At 58.7% G+C, this 21,771-nt stretch carries 18 protein-coding genes; 8 read left to right on the forward strand and 10 right to left on the reverse strand.

Going from position 1 to position 21,771, the window contains the following annotated elements; translation table 11 throughout:
* Positions 1-28 precede the first annotated feature (28 nt).
* Positions 29-919 (reverse strand): metal-dependent hydrolase, encoded by an 891-nt coding sequence (locus JJO78_RS02070; RefSeq protein ID WP_041332837.1) that lies wholly within the window; start codon positions 917-919, stop codon positions 29-31.
* Between the two features lie 244 nt (positions 920-1,163).
* Here JJO78_RS02070 and JJO78_RS02075 point away from each other — a divergent pair, with 244 nt between their 5' ends.
* From JJO78_RS02075 to JJO78_RS02110, 8 genes are all read left to right on the forward strand, one after another.
* On the forward strand, positions 1,164-2,270 hold the full coding sequence (locus JJO78_RS02075; RefSeq protein WP_075196321.1) for a helix-turn-helix domain-containing protein: 1,107 nt from the start codon (positions 1,164-1,166) through the stop codon (positions 2,268-2,270).
* A 129-nt stretch (positions 2,271-2,399) separates the two neighbouring features.
* Positions 2,400-2,906, forward strand: a complete 507-nt coding sequence (locus JJO78_RS02080; protein ID WP_075196320.1) for a TRAP transporter small permease subunit — start codon at positions 2,400-2,402, stop codon at positions 2,904-2,906.
* Positions 2,906-4,228, forward strand: a complete 1,323-nt coding sequence (locus JJO78_RS02085) for a TRAP transporter large permease (RefSeq protein WP_036201940.1) — start codon at positions 2,906-2,908, stop codon at positions 4,226-4,228. Before JJO78_RS02080 ends, JJO78_RS02085 begins: the two co-directional genes overlap by 1 nt.
* Before the next feature lie 90 nt (positions 4,229-4,318).
* Positions 4,319-5,365 (forward strand): TRAP transporter substrate-binding protein, encoded by a 1,047-nt coding sequence (locus JJO78_RS02090; RefSeq protein ID WP_036201943.1) that lies wholly within the window; start codon positions 4,319-4,321, stop codon positions 5,363-5,365.
* A gap of 102 nt (positions 5,366-5,467) precedes the next feature.
* Entirely contained in the window at positions 5,468-6,835 is a 1,368-nt protein-coding gene (locus tag JJO78_RS02095; RefSeq protein ID WP_036201946.1) for a glutamine synthetase family protein, read from the forward strand.
* A 9-nt stretch (positions 6,836-6,844) separates the two neighbouring features.
* On the forward strand, positions 6,845-8,230 hold the full coding sequence (locus JJO78_RS02100) for an aldehyde dehydrogenase family protein (protein ID WP_273622721.1): 1,386 nt from the start codon (positions 6,845-6,847) through the stop codon (positions 8,228-8,230).
* A gap of 45 nt (positions 8,231-8,275) precedes the next feature.
* Complete coding sequence (locus JJO78_RS02105; RefSeq protein WP_075196318.1) at positions 8,276-9,421, forward strand: iron-containing alcohol dehydrogenase; 1,146 nt, start codon at positions 8,276-8,278, stop codon at positions 9,419-9,421.
* Positions 9,422-9,481: 60 nt separating this feature from the next.
* Positions 9,482-9,889, forward strand: a complete 408-nt coding sequence (locus JJO78_RS02110; protein ID WP_041332848.1) for an NINE protein — start codon at positions 9,482-9,484, stop codon at positions 9,887-9,889.
* A 3-nt stretch (positions 9,890-9,892) separates the two neighbouring features.
* Here JJO78_RS02110 and JJO78_RS02115 read toward each other — a convergent pair whose 3' ends face one another.
* From JJO78_RS02115 to JJO78_RS02155, 9 genes are all read right to left on the reverse strand, one after another.
* Positions 9,893-11,260, reverse strand: a complete 1,368-nt coding sequence (locus JJO78_RS02115) for a WS/DGAT/MGAT family O-acyltransferase (RefSeq protein WP_075196317.1) — start codon at positions 11,258-11,260, stop codon at positions 9,893-9,895.
* Between the two features lie 264 nt (positions 11,261-11,524).
* On the reverse strand, positions 11,525-11,893 hold the full coding sequence (nirD, locus tag JJO78_RS02120; protein WP_036201963.1) for a nitrite reductase small subunit NirD: 369 nt from the start codon (positions 11,891-11,893) through the stop codon (positions 11,525-11,527).
* Between the two features lie 199 nt (positions 11,894-12,092).
* A complete protein-coding gene (gene nirB / locus JJO78_RS02125; protein ID WP_075196316.1) occupies positions 12,093-14,606 on the reverse strand; it encodes a nitrite reductase large subunit NirB in 2,514 nt (837 codons plus the stop codon).
* 29 nt (positions 14,607-14,635) lie between these two features.
* Positions 14,636-15,865: an NAD(P)/FAD-dependent oxidoreductase gene (locus tag JJO78_RS02130; RefSeq protein ID WP_075196315.1), complete on the reverse strand. Its 1,230-nt coding sequence runs from the start codon at positions 15,863-15,865 to the stop codon at positions 14,636-14,638.
* A 295-nt stretch (positions 15,866-16,160) separates the two neighbouring features.
* Positions 16,161-17,030 carry an ABC transporter ATP-binding protein gene (locus JJO78_RS02135; protein WP_227662383.1) on the reverse strand — a complete coding sequence of 290 codons (870 nt, stop codon included), beginning with the start codon at positions 17,028-17,030 and terminating at the stop codon, positions 16,161-16,163.
* Between the two features lie 180 nt (positions 17,031-17,210).
* Positions 17,211-18,206: an ABC transporter permease gene (locus JJO78_RS02140; protein ID WP_075196314.1), complete on the reverse strand. Its 996-nt coding sequence runs from the start codon at positions 18,204-18,206 to the stop codon at positions 17,211-17,213.
* Between the two features lie 24 nt (positions 18,207-18,230).
* Positions 18,231-19,586, reverse strand: a complete 1,356-nt coding sequence (locus JJO78_RS02145; RefSeq protein ID WP_273622723.1) for a CmpA/NrtA family ABC transporter substrate-binding protein — start codon at positions 19,584-19,586, stop codon at positions 18,231-18,233.
* Between the two features lie 212 nt (positions 19,587-19,798).
* Positions 19,799-21,040 carry a CmpA/NrtA family ABC transporter substrate-binding protein gene (locus tag JJO78_RS02150; protein ID WP_273622724.1) on the reverse strand — a complete coding sequence of 414 codons (1,242 nt, stop codon included), beginning with the start codon at positions 21,038-21,040 and terminating at the stop codon, positions 19,799-19,801.
* Between the two features lie 22 nt (positions 21,041-21,062).
* On the reverse strand, positions 21,063-21,689 hold the full coding sequence (locus JJO78_RS02155; protein ID WP_273622725.1) for an ANTAR domain-containing response regulator: 627 nt from the start codon (positions 21,687-21,689) through the stop codon (positions 21,063-21,065).
* Positions 21,690-21,771: the final 82 nt, after the last annotated feature.

Consider the following 21,771-nt stretch of genomic DNA (forward strand, 5'->3'; position numbering starts at 1 on the left):
GATCATCCAGGGTTACTGACATACAGGGTTACTGAATAGTCCGGCGATTTCCCTTCTGATACTGCGGGGCAATGTACTCGTTGATCTGCTCCTTGAAGCGGGCAATCAGTTCGCTGTTGTCGTGGTCCCAAGGGTGGAATCCCGGCTTGAAGTATTCCAGCCAGGTGGGGATCAGGCTGGAGAAGGTGCCGTTTTTGCCCCACATCCGCCACAAGCCGCGGGCAGAGTCTTTCAGTGAGAAGTTCTTCGGATCGTTCAGCATCATCCGGGTGGTGAAGTAACTGGCCATCACGCCCAATGCGGCTGTACTGAATGCCAGGTAAAACGTGCGCTCGGCATAGGTGCCGCCGACCTGGTTGAACACGTCGTAGGTCACCGCTTTGTGCTCGGTTTCCTCAATGGCGTGCCACACCCACAGCGGGCGCATGGTTTCATGCATGTCTTCGCGAACGTCGCTGCGCTCCAGCAGCATGTCCGCCATCATCGCGGTCATATGTTCCAGGGCGCAGGTGATGGCCAGTTGGTGCCGTTTTGGAAGCTTCTTGGCAATGCCCAAAACCACTTCCAGGTGTTCTTCCAGTTCCTCCACTGGCATGCCCTGATCCCGCACGTGCTGGTTCATGGACTTGTGTTCCAGCGAGTGCATGGCTTCCTGGCCGATAAAGCCTCTGACTTCTTTTTTCAGCTTGGGATCGTTGATCTGATCCTGATAGTAGCGGACCGAATCCACGAAAAACTGCTCGCCCTGCGGGAACAGCACAGACAGGGCGTTCATGGTGTGGCTCAGGATATAGCTGTTGTCCAGCCAGTAATGGGGAACCTTCTCCCCGAATTCAAACCCCATGCGCTGTGGCTTGATGGCAACGTTGTCCGGGGTGCGTGCAACCGGCTTTGACTCAGTGGTTTTCGTTCTCAGCATATCGTTACTCCTGCGCTTGGGCGCTATGGCTGATGTGATGGGACCAGTGTGTGTGAGTCAACGCGGGCTTTGAATGCGAAAAGGGGACGGCCATCGTGGATTAGGGGCCAGGGGCGGCCTCAATTGACTATGCTGACGTGGTTGCCGGTGCCTCCAGTCACAGTGTGGCTGCGCCGGGCTTCTGATAGCATCGGTGGCAGTGAGTCTTCCCACAACAAATCTCACACAACGAAAAGGAACCTGCATGGCGAACCCGGGCCCGGAAAAAGAACGGCAGATGCTGGGACTGTTCCTGGTTCCCGGTGTGTACCTCCGGGTGCTGGCGGATGTGGTGCGGCAGTTGGGCCACAACGACCGTGTTCTGTACGAAGGCATGGCATTCACGCCCCAGGATCTGAAATCCAATGACAGCCGGGTGTTTGTCACCGATGCGATTGTAATGGTGGAGCGGGCTCTGAACCTGGCCAGCAAAGACGGCTTGAGCTTCATGCTGGCGCGGGAACTGCGGGTCACCATCCATGGCACCCTCGGCTTCGCCGCCCTGACCAGCCCCACACTCGCTGGCGCCCTGGATTCGGTAAGGCGCTACCTGCAGTTGCGTGTGCCCTTCCTCACTATGACCCTGACCGACACCGGCGACCATGTGTTGGTGCGGTTGCGCTCCGAGTTCGACGTGCCCACCCAATACCGTTTTCTGGCGGAAACCGTCAGTGCCACGCTGATGATGCTGGCGGAACAACTGATCGACCGGGAGGATGCGGAAAAACGGGGATTCCCGCTGGTGGATGGCAAGCTCCCTGGCGTGAAGGTACAACTGACTTCTCCGGAGCCGGCCTATTACCCCAGGTTTGCGCCCCAGCTACCGGTACCTTTCGAGTATGGCCAGCCCGAGGAAACCATGGTGTTTCCCAAAGGCCTGCTGGACACCCGCATGCGCCTGGCGGATGCGGAAGCATCCCGGATGGCACGGGACCAGTGCGAGTTCGAACTGCAAAAAGCCCTGAAAGACCAGGGCGACATCACCTATGCCATCCGCAACATGCTCCACATGATGCCCGGGCCGCTGCCATCCCTGGAGGCCATGGCGGAGCGCTTCTGCGTGTCGTCCCGCACCCTGAAGCGACGGCTGGCGGAGAAGGACACCACCTACCGGGAAATTGTCGAAGCGGTACTGAAAGACCGCGCCATCCAGTTGCTGCGTTACACCAATCAGTCCGTCAGCGAGATCGCCTATGAGCTGGGCTACGCGGACCTGTCCAACTTCAGCCGTGCCTTCCGCAAGTGGACCGGAAAGTCGGCCAGTGAATTCCGCGAAGGCGGCCCGGACCCGGCACCCGAGGTTGGTCCCTGACAACGATCTTCCGGTCATGCGACAGATTAAAAATGCTGTGCTAGCTTAAAAGTTTGCTACAGAAAAACAGCAGTCCATGGCCACTCGGCTGTCTGACTGGCTCACTAACGCATTGAGTGGGGTCTGTGGATGCCACCGTTCGTCAACGGATACATCCGTTTCGTGGATGCCGTGAATTACCGTGTTGGTCGAGCGGTAATGTACGGCATCTTTGTCATGGTCGCTATTCTGCTGTGGTCGTCCATTTCCAAAGCGTTCTTCCTTCCCTCGTTATGGACGCTTGAAGCCGCGCAGTTCGCCATGGTGGCGTATTACATACTGGGCGGTCCCTATTCCATCCAGCTGGACGCCAATGTACGCATGGACCTGTTTTACGGCGGTTGGTCCGTCCGTAGAAAAGCCTGGTTCGATGTCTTCACCATTTTTTTCCTGATTTTCTTTCTGGGCGTGCTCCTGTACGGCGCCTACGACAGCACGAGCTATGCGATTCAATACGGCGAGCGCAGCGCATCCGCGTGGCGACCCTACATGTGGCCGATCAAGGTGGTGATGTGCATCGGCTTCTCACTCATGCTGTTGCAGGCGGTATCAGAGCTTTTCAAAGACATCGCCCGCATTCGGGGAGAAGACATCTGATGTCTTACGATCTCATCGCCATTTTCATGTTTGCCTCAATGATGCTGATGCTGATGACCGGCCAGCGGGTGTTTGGTGCCATTGGTGCCGTTGCCGCGGCCTCAGCATTGGCGCTGTGGGGAACCGGTGGTTCCGATATCCCCTTCTCATCCGCCATGAAGCTGATGAACTGGTATCCGCTGCTGACGCTGCCGATGTTTATCTTCATGGGCTACGTGCTCTCCGAATCGAAAATCGCCGACGATCTCTACCGGATGTTCCATGTCTGGATGGGGCCGATTCATGGCGGGCTTGCCATTGGCACCATTGGCCTGATGGTGCTGGTGTCAGCCATGAACGGTTTGTCGGTTGCCGGTATGGCCATTGGAGCCACCATCGCCCTGCCCGAATTGCTCCGGCGGGGTTATGACAAGCGTATGGTCACGGGCGTGGTTCAGGCGGGTTCATCGTTGGGCATTCTGGTGCCGCCCTCGGTGGTGCTGGTGCTGTACGCCATGATTGCCCGCCAGCCGGTGGGGCAGCTATGGCTTGCGGGCGTTGTGCCGGGGCTGATCATGGCGGTGATGTTTATCGTCTACATTGCGGTGCGGTGTCGTCTCCAGCCCGAGCTCGGGCCTGTGCTGCCAAAAGAGGAGCGCCAGGTCAGCCTGGGCGAGAAGTTACGCCTGCTGCGTGCAGGAGTTCTGCCGGTGGTTATTTTCGCCTCCATGATGGTGCCGTTCGTCAAAGGCTGGACCAGCCTGGTGGAGAGTTCCGCCATCGGTGCCATGGCGGCATTCGTCGCAGCGATCCTCAAACGCCGGATGACCCGGGCCGTGTTTGAAGCCTCCGTACGCCAGACGCTGGCCATTTCCTGCATGTTCATGTGGATCATCCTCGCCGCCCTGGGTTTCGGTGCCGTGTTTGATGGGCTGGGTGCGGTAAAGGCCATCGACAGCCTGTTTACCGAGCAGCTGGGGCTGAACCCCTGGATGATCCTGATCATGATGCAGTTGTCGTTTCTGTTGATGGGTACCTTCCTGGACGATACCGCAATGCTGGTGATTGTGGCGCCCCTTTACGTGCCGTTGGTGGCAGCTCTTGGCTTTGATCTTATCTGGTATGGCGTTCTCTACACGATTACCACCCAGATTGCCTATATGACGCCGCCTTTCGGTTACAACCTGTTCCTGATGCGGGCCATGGCGCCGCCTGAGATTTCCCTGCGCGATATCTACAGTTCAATTCTCCCGTTTGTCTGCGTGATGCTGGTGGCACTGTCGCTGATCATGGCCTTTCCACAGATTGCGCTCTGGCTGCCGGAGTACGTTTACAACAAGTGAACCGTCAACGTTTTTGGATGAATACGAATGTCGAGTAACACCCCGGAGGCCGGCCGGCTTCCATAACAAGCGTCAGTCAAGGAGGTCGACATGACCACAAGACGTAAATTTCTCGCATCAGCATCCGTAGCAGCACTGGCCGGGGCCGCCGCCCTCACGCCACCCAGACTTTACGCGCAGGAGCCAAAAATACGATGGCGGCTGCAAACATACGCCGGGCCGGCCCTGGCAGAGCATGTAGTCAAGCCGGCGATCGACAGTTTCAACCGTATTGCCGGCAAGGAGATGCAGATCGAGCTCTATTTTGCCGATCAGCTTGTGCCCACGGGGGAACTGTTCCGCGCCATGCAGAAAGGCACCATTGACGCGGTTCAGTCCGATGACGATTCCATGGCCTCACCCACCGAGGTTACTGTTTTCGGTGGCTACTTTCCGTTCGCCAGCCGCTATTCGCTGGACGTACCCGTGCTGTTCAATCAGTACGGCCTGAATGAAATCTGGGATGAAGAGTATTCCAAGGTGGGCGTGAAACACCTGTCCGCCGGTGCCTGGGACCCCTGCCACTTTGCCACCAAAGAGCCGATCCACAGCCTCGAGGATCTCAAGGGCAAGCGTGTGTTCACCTTCCCCACTGCCGGCCGTTTCATGAGCCAGTTCGGCGTGGTACCGGTTCAACTGCCCTGGGAAGACATCGAAGTCGCGGTGCAGACGGGTGAGCTGGACGGGATCGCCTGGTCGGGTATTACCGAGGACTACACGGTGGGCTGGGCGGATGTGACCAACTACTTCCTGACCAACAACATCTCCGGTGCCTGGGCGGGATCCTTCTTCGCCAACATGGACCGCTACAACGAGCTTCCGGATCATCTCAAGGAACTGCTCAAACTGACCATGGACAGCTCCCACTACTACCGTCAGTGGTGGTATTGGGGAGGCGAGGCCAAACTGCGTACAGACGGCACGAAGATGAAGTTGACCACCATTCCGGACAAGGAGTGGGCAGAAGTTGAAAAGGCCGCGCGCGTGTTCTGGGACGAGGTTGCCCAGGAATCCGAAACCAAGGCCCGGGTGGTCAAGATCCTCAAGGAATACAACGAGAAAATGGAGAAGGCGGGGCGGCCCTATCGATACACCTGATGGGATCGCAGAGAAACACTGCGTTCAGTGGCGATCACTACCGGATTTACTCGTCACTGAGCGCGGCGCCTTTTAGCCTAACTGATATTGCGGAGCGGTGAGATGGCAGCTCAACTGTCTTTTAAGGAACTGAAAACGTGTGTCGAGGACGGCACCATTGACACGGTCGTGGCGGCGATTCCGGACATGCAGGGGCGTCTCATGGGCAAGCGCTTCCAGGCCCAGTACTTTATCGACACCGCCTGGGAAGAGAGCCACTGTTGCAAGTACCTGGTGGCGACCGATCTGGAAATGACAACGGTGGAGAACTACGCCTCGACCAGTTGGGCGGCCGGCTATGGCGACTATGTGATGAAGCCGGACCTGACCACCCTGCGCCGCCTGCCATGGCTCGAGGGTACCGCCTTTATTCTGTGTGATCTGATTGATCACGCCACCCATGAGCCGGTACCTCACTCGCCCCGGGCGGTGCTGAAAAAACAGCTGGAACGGTTGTCAGCCATGGGGCTGCAGATGACCACGGCCACCGAACTGGAGTTTTTCATTTTCCGGGAGACCTTTGAGGAGATGCAGAAGCGTCAGTATCACCATATGACGCCCATCAGCCCCTATAACGAGGACTACCACATCTTCCAGACCACCCGTGAGGAAGATGTAATGCGGCCCATCCGCAATGGGCTCTACCAGGCGGGGATCACGGTCGAGAGCAGCAAGGGTGAGGCCGACGCTGGTCAGGCCGAGCTCAACATTCACTACTCCGACCCGCTCGCCATGGCCGATACTCACGTTCTGGTGAAAAATGCCGTCAAGGAAATCGCCTGGCAGCACGGGCGCAGTGTGAGTTTCATGGCCAAGTGGAACCACAACGCCGCCGGGTCGTCCAGCCATATCCATCAGGCCCTCTCGGACAGTACCGGAAAGTCAGTGTTCTATGACCCCAATGGTGCCCATGGTATGTCCAAAACTATGGAGCATGCGCTGGCGGGGCTACTGGAATACGCCAACGACACCACCTTCTTCCTCGCGCCTTACGTTAACTCGTACAAACGATTTGCCGCCGGCACCTTTGCCCCGACCAGCACTGTCTGGTCCATCGACAACCGTACGGCCGGTTACCGCGTTGTCGCACCGAACACGGATGCCGTGCGAGTGGAGTGTCGCATCGGCGGGTCGGACCTGAACCCGTACCTGGCGTTGGCATCGCAGATTGCCGCCACCATCGCCGGTATCGAAGGCAAACTCGAACTGGAGCCGGAGTTCTCCGGCAATGCCTATGGCGCCGAGTCTGCGCGCAGTATCCCAGCCACATTGAGGGCAGCCACGGAATCGTTACGCGGCTCGACCATGCTGCGGGAAGCCATGGGTAACGACGTTATTGATCACTACGTGCGCTGTGCGGAGTGGGAGCAGGAAGATTTTGATCGTGTGGTTACCGATTACGAAGTCAAACGTGGATTTGAGCAGGCTTAGGACACAGCTATGAGTACACCCATTCAATGCATATCGCCCATCGATGGTTCCGTGTATGTGCAGCGCACAACGCTTTCTCTGGAAGCTGCGCGGGAGGCCGTTGCCAGGGCAAAAAACGCACAGCCGGACTGGGCCGCCCTGCCACTGTCAGAGCGGGTTCAACGGGTTCGCGACGGCATCGCCCGTCTGGGTGACATGAATGACGACATCGTGGAAAAACTGGCGTGGCAGATGGGGCGGCCCGTGCGCTACGGCGGTGAGTTCGGCGGCGTGGACGAGCGTGCCGGGATGATGGCCGATCTGGCGGAAGAAGGGCTTGCCCCCATCGAAATTGAAAGCAGCGCCTCCTTTCATCGCTACATTCGGCGCGAACCTCACGGCGCGGTGCTGGTTGTCGCGCCCTGGAACTATCCCTACATGACGGCGGTGAACACGGTCGTTCCTGCCCTGATTGCCGGTAACGCAGTGTTTCTCAAACACGCGTCACAAACGCCCCTGGTCGGTGAGCACATGGCGGAGTCGTTCCATGCCGCCGGTGTCCCCCGCGAGATTTTCCAGAACGTGTTCCTGTCCCACGACACCACTTCCGCACTGATCGCGGAAAAAGCCTTCGGTTTCGTCAACTTTACCGGCTCGGTAAATGGGGGGCAGGCCATAGAACGAGCTGCTGCCGGCACTTTCACCGGCGTAGGGTTGGAGCTTGGCGGTAAGGACCCCGGTTATGTGATGGACGATGCGGATCTGGATGCCGCCGTGGAGACACTGATCGACGGGGCCATGTTCAATGCCGGCCAGTGCTGCTGTGGCATTGAGCGCATTTACGTTGCCGAAAACCTGTTCGATGCGTTTGTTGAGAAAGCCGTTGCCATCGTCAGCGGCTACCGGCTTGGCAATCCGCTGGACAGGGACACAACGCTTGGCCCGATGGCGCATGTCCGCTTTGCCGACCATGTCCGGGAGCAGACGGCAGAGGCCGTTGCCAGCGGTGCCCGGGCATTGATCGACCCCGAACTCTTCCCTGAACAGGGCGGCGCCTATCTGATGCCGCAGATCCTTGTCGACGTGGACCACTCCATGCGGGTTATGCGGGAGGAGTCCTTTGGCCCGGTGGTTGGCATCATGAAAGTCAAAGATGACGCTGAAGCGGTCGCACTGATGAACGACAGCGAGTTCGGCCTGACCGCGTCCCTGTGGACCAGAGATATTGACCGCGCCACGCGGGTGGCCGATCAGATTGAAACCGGCACGGTGTTCATGAACCGTTGTGATTACCTGGACCCGGCGCTTTGCTGGACCGGTTGCAAGAACACCGGTCGCGGTGGTGGGCTTTCGGTCATCGGCTACCACAACCTGACGCGCCCGAAATCGTATTACCTGAAAAAACCGGTGAACTGATATCCGGATCAACAGACAACCCGATTCTCTGACGAGGGGCTGACAATGACACTCTCCGCAAACTGGTCCTATCCCACCGATATCCGTTTTGGCGCCGGTCGTATTGCCGAACTCGGCGAATGCTGTAAGGAGGCAGGTATAACCCGGCCGTTACTGGTGACCGACCGAGGGTTGGCAAGCCTTCCCATTACCCAGGACACGCTCGATTTAATGGAGCAGGCTGGCCTTGGACGAGCCATGTTTTCAGAGGTTGATCCCAACCCCACGGAAATCAACATGGAAGCGGGCCGGAAGGTCTTTCTCGACGGCAACCACGACGGCGTGATCGCCTTCGGCGGAGGGTCCGGGCTGGACCTGGGTAAATTGCTGGCCTTCATGGCCGGTCAGACCCGGCCGGTGTGGGACTTCGAGGATATTGGTGACTGGTGGAAACGCGCGGATGCCGATGGGATTGCCCCTATCATCGCCGTACCAACGACCGCAGGCACGGGGTCGGAGGTCGGTCGAGCCAGCGTCATCGTCAACAGTCAGAGCCACGTCAAAAAGATCATTTTTCATCCCCGAATACTGCCGTCGATTGTGATCTCCGACCCCGAATTGACGGTTGGTATGCCGCCATTTATCACTGCGGGAACCGGCATGGATGCCTTTATTCACTGTTTCGAGGCGTTCTGTTCCCCCAACTTCCACCCCATGAGCCAGGGTATTGCGCTGGAGGGCATGCGGCTGGTGAAGGAAAATCTGCCCCGGGTGTATGCGGATGCCGCCGATATCGAGGCTCGCGGGCAGATGCTGGTCGCCGCCGCCATGGGCGCGGTAGCCTTCCAGAAGGGGCTGGGGGCGACCCACGCCGTCTCCCATTCGGTCGGAGCGATCTACAACACCCACCATGGCATGACCAACGCCGTGGTGCTGCCGTCGGTCATCGCCATGAACCGACCAGCGATCGAAAACCGGGTCGACGACATTACCCGCTACCTGGGCATTGCCAATGGCTTTGACGGATTCACCCAGTTCATCATGACGTTGCGGGAATCCCTTGGCGTGCCGGAGCGTTTGAGGGACATGGGTGTGGGGACGGATCGCATTGAGGAAATGACCAGAATGGCGCTTGAAGACCCAAGTGCCGGTGGCAACCCGGTGAAGATGACAGCGGAAAACACGCGAGCTTTGTTTGAAGCCTGCATCTGATTGATCTATTGTCGGTTTTGGCCAAGTCTCACGCCAAAACCCGAGCCAAAAGGAACGCAAATGGCAGACAATCAGGACACCCACAGCAAACTCATCGGCTACCTGCTCTGGATCTTCGGGTTCCTGGGGTCGCACCGCTTCTACTACGGCAAGCCCATCACCGGCACCATCTGGTTTTTCACCCTGGGGTTGCTGTTCATTGGCTGGATCATCGACCTGTTCCTGATACCGGCCATGGACCGGGAGGCGGATCACCGGTTCCGTGAGGGCGAGGTCAGTTTCAACATCGGTTGGATTCTACTGACCTTCCTTGGCGTATTTGGTATCCACCGGATGTACATGGGCAAGTGGATCACCGGAATCATTTACTTGCTGACGGGCGGTCTGTTCCTGGTGGGTGTGCTTTATGATTTCTGGACACTGAACAGCCAGATATCGGAACGCAATCAGGAAGTGAAGTTCGGCTAGGCGTTACAGCCCAGCTGCCTGCTCCAGCTCGCTCAGGCCGTCTTCAAGATAATCCAGCATGCGCTGCAGGCTGGGCAGGGTGCGGCGGCAGCCGATCAGCCCGAATTCCACCTGATCGCAGTAGCTGGTCAGGGTCATGTTCAGGGCAATCCGGTCCATGGCGATGGACACCGGATACATGCCCTCAAGCCTCGCGCCGTTCCAGTAGCTGGGCTCCTTCGGCCCTGGTACGTTGGAAATGACCACGTTAAAGGTCTGCCACTTCGGCGCCAGCCCCGTTAGCAGGTTGAAGCTCGCCGGGGCCAGCAGCAGCGCCGTGTAATTCAGGATTTCCTCTGGCGACATGGCCGCGTAGCGCTGTTTGGAGGCTTTCACGTCTTCGTGGATATAGCGCAGCCGCTCAGCCGCGTCGTTCAGGTGGGTGCCCAGGGAGGCGAGGATAATACCCACCTGGTTGCCACCGGAGCTGTCATCCGTGCGCAGGGAAACCGGTACCATGGCGACCAGCGGTTTTTCCGGCAACGCGTCCTGATTCATCAGGTAGGTCCGCAGGGCCGTGGCACACATGGTCATGACCACGTCGTTAACCGTTGTACCGAAGGCGGTGCATACGGCACGGATGCGTTTCAGATCATAGGACTGGGCCGCAAAACGGCGGGAGCCGGTGATCTTGCCGTTCAGGACGCAGCGCGGCGCGTGGAAGATGGAATCGTAGGCCGGGTCCTTGCGGGCCCGGTTAACGGTGTTCAGCAGCGCCTTGGTGACCGCCGGAACCGTGCCCAGCTGTTTACCCGATTCCCCGAGCAGATGGGCAACGTTGCGCCACATTGACGGGCCCTCATCGTCGTCATCGCTGCGGCTGCGGCGCGGCAGCGACCAGATCGGCGGCATGTTTCGCTCGTCCGGGTCATCCGACAACATGCGCTGGAACAGGCGCATGGCAGACACACCATCCACCAGGGAGTGGTGTACCTTGGTGTAAACGGCGAACTGCCGGTCTTTCAGGCCTTCGATGAGGTGGAACTCCCACATGGGCCGTTCCCGGTCCATCAGGTGGCTGTGTTCGGCGGAGACAAACGACAACAGTTCACGAATTCGGCCTGGAGTGGGCAGGGCCTCAAAGCGGAAATGATGCTCCAGGTCCAGCTGCTCGTCTTCTACCCAGACCGGTTGACCGAACCGACTGCCCAGGCGCCTGTCGAAGGGAGGTGTGACGATGGTTTCCTCCCGCAACTGGTCCGCAAGTTGGGCCACATAGTCATCCGGTGCATCCTCGGGGAACGAGAACAGCTGCAGGCCGCCAACGTGCATGGGCTGCTGGCGTTTTTCCAGCCACAGGAATACCTGGTCTACCGGGCTTAGTGCTTTCACGAAACAGATCTCGCCTTGTTGTGATTATTGTCTGGCTGTCAGTGTTGCAGCATTTCTGGTTTGGTGGAAGTTTCGGGTTTGTGCTGAACAGGCCTGTTTTGTTGGTCTTGGGGGGAGTCGCCGCTTCGGGGGGTGGGGTTATTTTTTCTTTGGGAAAAAGAACTCGCTTCGCTCAGACACCTTTTTCCTGGCAGAAAAAATAACCCCACCCCCCAAATCGGCTTTTCGAGCCCTTGCAGAAGCCTGCCCGGGGAAACTAACGGGTTAGGCCACGGCTGATTCCTTGTTGGTGGCAGGGATTTCCACGCGGACGTTGTTGCCGTCCAACAAGACCGGGTACGTTTTCACGGCTACCGCCTCGTCTTCCAAGCACTGACCGGTTTCCAGGTTGAAGTGCTGTTTGTACAGCGGTGAAGCCACCACCGGCTGCCCTTTCAGATCCCCGGTAATCCCCCGCGCCAGCACGTTCTTACCGGTAAACGGATCGGTATGACTGATCGCAAACAACGCCGGCAACCGATGCGGCAGATAAAACACCGCCACCGGCCCGTCTTCCGTCCAGACCGCAACGCCGGACTCGGGCACAAGGTCATCAACGGTACAAACAACGTCCCAGGAAGTGCGTGCTTTCATAACGTTCTCCAATGTTGTTCAGGTTCGCCAAAGGCGTTAACTCGTAATGTGATAAGCATTTAACCAGCGATAACGGGTGATTCAATGAGCGTGGGGGTCGATATTTTTTCCCGCCAGGAAAAAGGTGTCCGAGCGCAGCGAGTTCTTTTTCCCAAGGGAAAAAATATAGACCCCCGCGCTCCACCCCAAGCCACCAGTCCTAAGCAGGCTCCCCCTCAAGCAGAGGCCGACGCTGCTCCCGTTCGGTAGTCCACTCCTGAACCGGATCCTTCTTCTCCGGAGCATTCACAAACTCCCGGAACCGCTTCCGCTTCTCAGGATCCTCAACCGCCGTCTTCCACTCGCACTGATAGGTATCCACCAGATCCGCCATGTGATGCTCCAGCTCCTGACCAATACCCAGGCTGTCCTCCAGGACCACCTGCTTCAGATAGTCCAGGCCACCTTCCAGGTTCTCCATCCACACACTGGTGCGTTGCAGACGGTCCGCGGTGCGCACGTAGAACATCAACACCCGGTCGATAGCGCTGATCAGTTCCTCGTCGGACAAATCCGTGGCAAACAAATCCGCGTGGCGCGGACGCATGCCGCCGTTGCCGCATACGTACAGGTTCCAGCCGTTCTCGGTGGCGATCACGCCGATGTCCTTACTCTGGGCTTCCGCACATTCGCGGGTGCAGCCGGACACCGCCATCTTGAGCTTATGGGGGGAACGCAGGCCCTTGTAGCGGTTCTCCAGAAAAATCGCCATGTCCACACTGTCCTGCACGCCGTAGCGGCACCAGGTGCTGCCGACGCAGGACTTCACCGTACGCAGGGACTTGCCGTAGGCGTGGCCGGTTTCGAAGCCGGCGGCGATGAGTTTTTCCCAGATTTCGGGCAGTTCGCTCAGGGTGGCGCCGAACAGGTCCACCCGTTGACCGCCCGTGATCTTGGTGTACAGGTTGTATTCCTTGGCCACTTCACCCAGCACAATCAGCTTGTCCGGGGTGATTTCGCCGCCCGGCACCCGAGGCACGATGGAGTAGGTACCGTTCTTCTGCATATTGGCCATGAAGGTATCGTTGGTGTCCTGCAGGGGCACGTGGTCGGTGGCCAGGATGTGCTCGTTCCAGCAGGTGGCAAGGATGGACGCGACGGCCGGTTTGCAGATATCGCAGCCATGACCCTTGCCGTGATCACGGATCAATGTCCGGAAGGTGCGGATGCCATTGACCTTCACGATATTGAACAGGTCCTGGCGGCTGTACGGGAAGTGCTCACAGATGTCCTTGCTGACTTCCACGCCGCGTTTTTCCAGTTCGCTGTCCACCACGTTTTTCAGCAGTGCCGCGCAGCCACCACAGCCGGTGCTGGCCTTGGTTTCTGCCTTAACACCAGCAAGGTCGGTACAGCCGGCATCGATCACGCCGCAGATATCGCCCTTGGACACGTTGTGGCAGGAGCAGATCGAGGCGGTTTCCGGCAGGGCATCCGGGCCCAGCGCGGGAGCACCGCCCTGGTTTTCCGGCAGAATCAGGGTCTCCGGGTTCTCCGGCAGCTCAATGCCGTTCAACGCATATTGCAGCAGGGTGTCGTAGTGGCTGTTGTCGCCCACCAGGATGGCGCCCAGCAGGGTCTTGCCATCTGCGCTGATCACCATGCGGCGGTAGTGGCCGGCCTGCTCATCGTTAAAGCGAATGTTGCGGGCGCCCGGCGTCTGGGCATGGGCATCGCCGATCGAGCCGACATCCACACCCAACAGCTTGAGCTTGGTGCTCATGTCGGCGCCGGTAAAGGCGGCCTCACGGTCACCATTCAGCACGGAGGCCAGGGTGCGGGCCATGGTGTAGCCCGGTGCCACCAGGCCAAAAATCTTCTCACTCCACAGCGCGCACTCGCCAATGGCGTGGATGTGGGGGTCGGAGGTGGTGCACTGGTCGTTGATGACAATGCCACCGCGTTCACCCATGGCCAGTTCGCTGGAACGGGCCAGGGCGTCCTGGGGGCGGATGCCGGCGGAGAACACGATCAGGTCGGTTTCCAAATGGGTATCGTCACTGAAATTCATCCGCAGGCGGGCTTCTTCGCCTTCAACGATTTCAGTGGTGGCTTTCTCAGTATGAACCTGCACCCCGAGCTCTTCGATTTTATGCTTTAGCAGGGCGCCGCCGTCAGCGTCGAGCTGTACCGGCATCAGCCGGGGTGCAAATTCCACCACGTGGGCGTCCAGGCCCAGGCTCTTGAGGGCATTCGCTGCTTCCAGACCCAGCAGGCCACCGCCCACCACTACGCCGGTTTTAACACCGTCGGCGCTGGCACGGATGCTGTCCAGGTCTTCCAGGGTGCGATACACGAGGCAGTGGGGGTTCTCGTTGCCCTTGATGGGCGGCACGAACGGATAGGAACCGGTGGCCAGCACCAGTTCGTCGTAGGCGTAATCGCCCATCGGTGTGGTAATGGTTTGATTGGCGCGGTCGATGCCGGTTACCTGTTCGCCCAGACGCAGGTCGATGTGGTTCTCGGCGTACCAGTCGGTGGTGCCCATGGCCAGGTCGACATGGGTGGAACCACCAAAGTACTCGGACAGGTGAACCCGGTCATACGCCAGCAGTTTTTCTTCACCAAACACCTTGATGTCGAAATCGGCCGCTGCCGGGGTTTCCACCAACTGCTCCAGGAAGTGGTGGCCGACCATGCCGTTGCCAATCACGATCAGGGTTTTCTTGCTCATGGTAATTCCTCTCTCTGTTCCCGGCCGCTTTACGCGGCTTCGCAGTAGTGCTTGCCAAAGGCCAGATGGGCCCGGTAAGGGCTGATGTCATCGGCCTGTTGAATGCGTTCGCTGTACCAGGGGCCGTCGCTGGTTTCACCGAAGAGCACGGCGCCTGTGAGTCTTTGGTCGCGAATCAGCAGGCGGCAGTAGCGATTGGTGTCGTAGTCCTGCCAGACCACGGATTCGGTCTCAGCGTCCGCGTCGGTCTGGCCGCAGGAAAATATCGGGATGCCGCTGATTTTCAGGCGCGTCGGGATGATGGATGGCTCAAACGTCGCCTGGCTGTTCTCGTCGCACAGCACCTGTGCCAGCACGTCCGCCTGTTGATAGCCGGGCTCCACCAGCCCGAAGGTCTGGCTGCCGACCTGGCAGCATTCGCCTAGTGCATGGATGTATTGGTCGCTGGTTTGCAGCTGCGGATTCACCCGGATGGCGCGTTCACAATCCAGCCCCGCTTCCAGAGCGAGTTCCGTGTTCGGGGTAATGCCCGCGGCGATCACCACCAGGTCGGTGCTGATCAGGGTTTCGTCGTCCAGCTGCACGGCACGGACCACATTGCGACCGAGCAGGGCCACGGGAGATGTTTGCGTGCGAATGGTCAGCCCGCGTTTGGTCAGGGCCTCTTCCAGCAGGGCGCCGCCGGCCGGGTCGAGTTGCCGGTTGAGAAGATGGCCGCTACGGTGCAGTACGGTCACCGCCATACCCCGGCTGCGCAGGCCTTCAGCCGCCTCCAGACCCAGGAAACCACCACCGATGACCACCGCGCGGCGATGGCGTTGGCTGATGTTGATCAGACGGCGGGTATCCTGCAGGTCGCGGAAGCCCATCACACCGTCCAACTCCTCACCCTTCAGGCCAAGACTGGCGGAGCGGGAACCGGTGGCCAGAACCAGGCTGGTGTAGTGTTGAGTCCGCCCGCTGGCAGTGGTAACCGTGTGCTCTTCCCGGTTAATGGCGGTAACGGGATCTCCCTGATGCAAGGTGATGTTGTTGTGCTGATACCAGTCCGGTTGCTGCAATTGCAGACTGTCTTCGTTGGCATCGCCGGCCAGCAGGGCCGAAAGCTGGATGCGGTTGTAGGCAGGGCTTGCCTCGCCATTGAACACCACAATGCGTGCAAAAGGCCGATGCGGTTGAACAACCAGTTTTTCGAGCAGACGCTGGGCCACCATGCCGTGTCCGCAGATAACGAGAGTCTGTTCTGCCTTTGCGCTCATGATGGTGATGCCCTTCTTGTGTCCAAAACGAAAAAAGCCGGAGCATCTGATTCCCGAAGGAACTCGATGGTCCGGCGCCAATGCCAACAACAATGATCTGATGGTCCGGCCGATCCTTAGCCGGGACATTCTTCCCTGTATCTACAGTAGCGAACGCCGTGCCAAAATTATTAGTCCTTTATTTACAGTAAGTTGAAAGATGTCGCTTTGAGCTTGGCCCGAAAACTGTGCGCTCTGACAGGGCGACGTGCACCGGATGAGTGCTTCTGAAGGGCGCGAGCTTCTCCGTTTGATTTCATGCAATGCGGCGAACGGGGCTCTCAGAATGCTCGTTATCGACATCCGGTGAGCTGTCTTCCTGCGACGCCGCTTCGGCTTCAGCGGTGGGCTTATCCTGTTCATCCTCGCCTTTGCCGGGGAAGCGCTGTTTTTCATACAGGAAGGACAATACCGCCTGACGGTAGCGCACATATTCTGGATGGTCGGCCAGGGTGACCCGGTTGCGGGGGCGCTCCAGCTCAATGCGCAACTCTTCCCCGATGGTGGCAGCCGGCCCGTTGGTCATCATCACAATGCGGTCCGACAGCAGCACGGCCTCGTCCACATCGTGGGTAATCATGATCACCGTGCTGTTCAGGTCCTGCTGAATTTTCATCAGCGAATCCTGCAGGTGGGCACGCGTCAGCGCGTCCAGCGCGCCAAAAGGCTCGTCCATCAACAGTACGCTGGGCTTCATCGACAGTGCCCGGGCAATCCCCACCCGCTGGGCCATACCCCCAGAGATCTCTCCGGGGCGTTTATCCAAGGCGTGGTCCATGTTGACCAGCTTGAGGTTGTGAAGAATCCATTCCTTTCGCTCAGCTCTGCTCATGGATTTGCGGAATACCTGCTGCACAGCCAGTTCAACGTTCTCGTAAACCGTCAGCCAGGGCATTAACGAGTGATTCTGAAACACCACCGCCCGTTCCGGCCCCGGTGTGTTCACCTCATGCCCGTCCAGTACGCAGCCACCGCGGGTAGCCTGGAGCAGGCCGGCCACAATATTCAGCACAGTGGACTTGCCGCAACCGGAGTGGCCAATCAGGGAAACGAATTCCCCTTTTCGGATCTTCAGGTCGACGTTTTCCAGTGCTACGAATGGCCCATCTTTTGTATCAAAGGCCATCTGCACATTGGTCAATTCAAGATGCGACTTACTCATGTTCTTTCTCCTCTGGTTTCGGAGTACGAGCTGGCAGGGAGGGTGGTCCGGGGCACGCTGTGAATACGTCCCTGTACGCTCGACAAAAACATCCATGTTTTTGACGTCCCCGGACCACCCTCCCTGCCAGCTCTATGCCGAGTTTTATTCGTTCCAGGCTACTTTTTTCTGAATCAGTAGCATGATTCGATCAAGAAGGAAGCCAATAAAACCGATGGCCAGTACCGCCACCATTATTCGGCTCAGGGATTCACTGCTGCCATTCTGGAATTCGTCCCAGACAAATTTTCCGAGGCCGGGGCTCTGAGCCAGCATTTCGGCCGCTATGAGAACCATCCAGGCGATGCCCAGGGACACTCTCAGGCCGGTGAAGATCATCGGAACAGATGACGGCAACACGACCTTGCGAACGTGAGTCCAGAACGACAGTTGCAGCACTTTTGAAACGTTTAAAAGATCGGGATTTACCGCTGAAACCCCAACGCTCGTGTTAATCAGCGTTGGCCACAGGCTGCACAGGGTGACTGTGATCATCGAGGTCAGGAATGACTTCTCGAACATCGGGTCATCACTCACGTACGTAGCGGAGACCACCATCGTGACCAGCGGCAGCCAGGCCAGTGGCGATACCGGCTTGAAAATCTGGATCAGAGGATTGATGGCCGCCGAGAAGTGGCGGTTCAGGCCGATAATGATGCCTAGAGGCACGGCAATAAGGGTTGCCAGTACAAAGCCGGCCAACACCGTACCCAGGCTGGTAAAGATCTGGTCGATGAACGTGGGTGCGCCGGGATAGTCGCGGATTTTCACCTCCGCGTCCGGGTTCTCCGCCAGGATGCGTTCGTTGCGATCCTCCTGCATGGTGACAAACTGCGCCGCCCGGTCCCGCTGGTTGCTGTGCTCCTGCCACAACTGCCCAGACTGCTCCAGCACATCGGCGGGGCCCGGGAAGGCCCCCAGCGATGTTTGCACCTGGGGCGCGGCCAGATGCCAGAAGCCGAGGAACAGCGCGATACCGATAGCTGGCAGCAGCAACTGGCGGAAGGTTTCGGCCAGGTTCTGGCCGGACAGCTTTTCCGTCAACGCACGGAGCCAGCGTTGGCCTGATGATAACGAGTCGGTCTGGCTGAGCGTGGTCATGTGATGTCTCCTGACACTCAAGTCTTAAGGGGTTTGCGAGCCTTTCAGGCCAATCTCAAAGCTGTCGATGTAGGCGTTCGGTTCCCTCGGAGTGAAGGCCACGCCGTCGATCAGCTCGCCCTGGTGCGGGCGCGCAAAGTTTTCCGCATCCAGGTCCGGGAAATCCTCTGCCTTGAGCGTGCCGTCCTCGATCAGGGTTCGGGCCGCTTCCTTGTAGATATCCGCGCGATAGACCTTGGCTGCGGTTTCCATATACCAGTCGTCGGACTTCGGCTCGGCAATCTGCCCCCAGCGGCGCATCTGGCTCAGATACCAGATGGCATCGGAGGGATACGGGTAGGTGGCGTAGTAGCGAAAGAACACGTTGAAGTCCGGCACCTTGCGGACATCGCCTTTCTCGTACTCGAAGGTGCCGGTCATGGAGTTAGCGATCACTTCCTCGTCGGCGCCCACGTAGCTTGAGCGGGACAGGATTTTCACCGCCTCTTCACGGTTGGCGTTGTCATTTTCATCCAGCCAGTGGGCGGCGCGGATCAGTGCACGAAGCAGCCTGAGATGGGTGTTGGGATACTGTTCTGCCCAGGCTTCAGTAACACCGAATACTTTCTCAGGGTTGTTGGGCCAGATTTCGTAGTCGGTGATGACCGGCACGCCGATGCCTTTGAACACTGCTTGCTGGTTCCAGGGTTCGCCCACGCAATAGCCCTGAATGGTGCCGGCTTCCATGGTGGCCGGCATTTGCGGTGGCGGCGTGACCGACAGGTGAACGTCGGCGTCTATGTTGCCGCTGGTGTCACCACGCTGGGGAGCGTAATAGCCTGGGTTCAGGCCGCCTGCAGCGAGCCAGTAACGAAGCTCGTAGTTGTGGGTGGACACCGGGAAAACCATGCCCATGCGAAAACGCTCGCCCTTGTCACGGTACTGGTCGATGACCGGTTTCAGAGCAGTGGCGCTGATCGGATGAGCGGGATTGCCGTCGCTGCCGTCTTCAATGTGTGGGCGCATTTGCTCCCATACGTCGTTCGATACGGTAATGCCGTTGCCGTTCAGGTCCATGCTGAACGCGGTGATGATGTCCGCCTGGGTGCCGTAACCAATGGTCGCACCAAGTGGCTGGCCTGCCAGCATGTGGGCGCCATCAAGGGTGCCGGTCACCACGCCGTCGAGCAGGACTTTCCAGTTGGCCTGGGCTTCGAGTTCCACGAACAGGCCTTCATCCAGGAAAAATCCCTGTTCCCAGGCAATGGCCAGTGGCGCCATGTCCGTCAGTTTGATGAAGCCGAGCTTCAGGTCTGGCTTTTCGGCCGGGCCGATGTCGGCGTGTACTGAGCCCGCCGCCGTCAAGATCAAGAATGTCGCTGCCAGTGTTCTCAGTTGCATGGTGCTCTCCCGGAGTATTATTCAGACAAAAAAAAGCCTGCCCCCCGTTTCCGGGATGCAGGCCTCAATGCCTGATGTTCTGTCAGTTTTCGTCACTGCCGTTTACCCGCGCAGTGAATGCAAGATCGTCCATGTTGACAAAGCAGTCTGCGTGCCATGTTTTTAAGTTATTGATATTTATAAATAATAATGAATGAGCACAAAAATGAGTGTTATTGAGGGCGGGATTTCGTGGCTGTTTTAGTGCGTGACGCTTCTTTATTGGGCGTAGCCATGGGGTTGTCGGCCAGCCAGTCGTGGAGGTGCTCTCCCAACAGGCGGTCGCTGGCAACATCCACGGGGCCGTAGCGCCCCGACAGGGTAAAGGGGAGTTGGTGCCGGCCCTCAGTCTTGCTGTCGATAACCGGTGCGTCAATGCCCATGGAAGCTGCGGCGTTGCGGAACAGATCCGGCCTGACGACCTGACGAACCATGTCGCCGTCCACCGGGCCGAGTTGACCCCGGAGCGTCAGGCGGGTTGCCAGCCAATGGGCTTGTGACAGCCAGGGGAAGTTGGCGGAGTGGCGAAAAAAGTGTTGATGCAATCGCGGATGGAACAGACTGTACGGGTGGTTATCCAGCACGTTGATCTGTTCACCCAGATACTCGGGCCTGGCCAGGATGTCCCGTAGCAGGCGATGGTTGTGAGGGTTATCCAGCCACTGACAGGCTGCAAGCAGTGCCCGCAACAGGTGCCGGTGCATCACGTTGTGCTGCTCCGTCCAGTCGGCGCGCATACCCAGAACCTTTTCAGGGGCGTTCTGCCAGATCTGGTGGCCGGAATGGAGAATATGCCCCAGCTTCTCGTACTCCAGCAAGCTGTTCCAGGGCTCACCGACGCAGCAGCCTTCGATGGTATTTGATCGAAACGCGTCCACCATCTGTATCGGGGATACGGGGATGATCTGCACGTGCTTTTCCGCGTCTGGCCCGGCAGAGGCCAGCCAGTCCCGGAGCTGAAGGTCATGGCTGGACCAGGGCGCCACGGAGGCCAATCGTATTGGCTCGCCTCTGCCCCTGGCCACGCGTATCAGCGCGCGAGCGGTGGCAATGGGGTTCTCCAGATCCGTGGCTGAATGGGTCAGTTCGTGATGCAGCCGAGCGCTGAGGGTAATCCCGTTGCCGTTGCGGCTCAGCACCATGCCGACCACAACGGGCACTTTGGGGCGGTCGGTCGCCAGGGACATACTCAGCGGCATCGGCGCCAGCATGTGGCCGCCGTCCAGCAGGCCAAAACTGACCTTGTCGCGCAATGATGCCCAGGAGCCTTCACGCACCAGTTCCACGTCCAACCCTTCGGCATCAAACAGTCCCAGCTCTCGCGCAACAATCAATGGTGCGCTATCGAGCAGCGGCACAAAGCCGAGGCGGACATTGAATCCGGGATGCTTGTGAAGCGGGGTTGGACGAACCATGGATGCTCCCTAACAGCGTTGATCAGGATGCTTTCTGGATGGCACCGGCCGAGCCCTGGCTGTGTCGTTCCAACAGCTTGATAACGCGCCCCGCCATCACCGCCAGGCGTTCGCTGTGCTCCATGGCAGAGCTGCGCAGCATACGATAGGCCGTTTCCTCGTCGCAGTTTTCATGCCGCATGATCAGCCCTTTGGCTTTCTCAATAACCTTGCGGTCTTCCAGTGCCGAGCGGGTTTCCTCCAGCTCTGTCCTCAGTGCCTGAAAGGATTCGAACTGCGCTACGGCTGAGTCAATGATCGAGCGAACCCGGTCCGGCTGTATGCCGTCGACAACGTAGGCGCTGACCCCCGCCTTCACTGCGGCATGGATGGTGGCGCGATCACCGGGCTGGTCGGCGAAGAAAACGATGGGCCGGGGTGCGTGAGTGTTGAGGGTGCTCATGTTCTCCAGGGTATCCCGGTCGGGCGAGTCCATATCAATGATCACCATGTCCGGCTGGTCGCGGGCAACCGCTGCGGTTAGGCCGGTAGCATCCGGGCGCTGGCGAATGACTTCATGGCCCTCATGTCTGAGCGCCTGGCAAACCTGGCTTGCCCGTTCGGGGTCCTTGTCGATCAGAAGGATGCGAAGGGGTTCTGGCGAATTCATGATGGTTTCCTCGATGTACAGGCATTGGATGCCTTTCTCTTTAACGCTGTCAGCAAAACGGTTCCATCAGTGTCAGTGCAAT

The sequence above is a fragment of the Marinobacter sp. DS40M6 genome (assembly GCF_028581595.1).
GTDB lineage: Bacteria > Pseudomonadota > Gammaproteobacteria > Pseudomonadales > Oleiphilaceae > Marinobacter > Marinobacter salarius.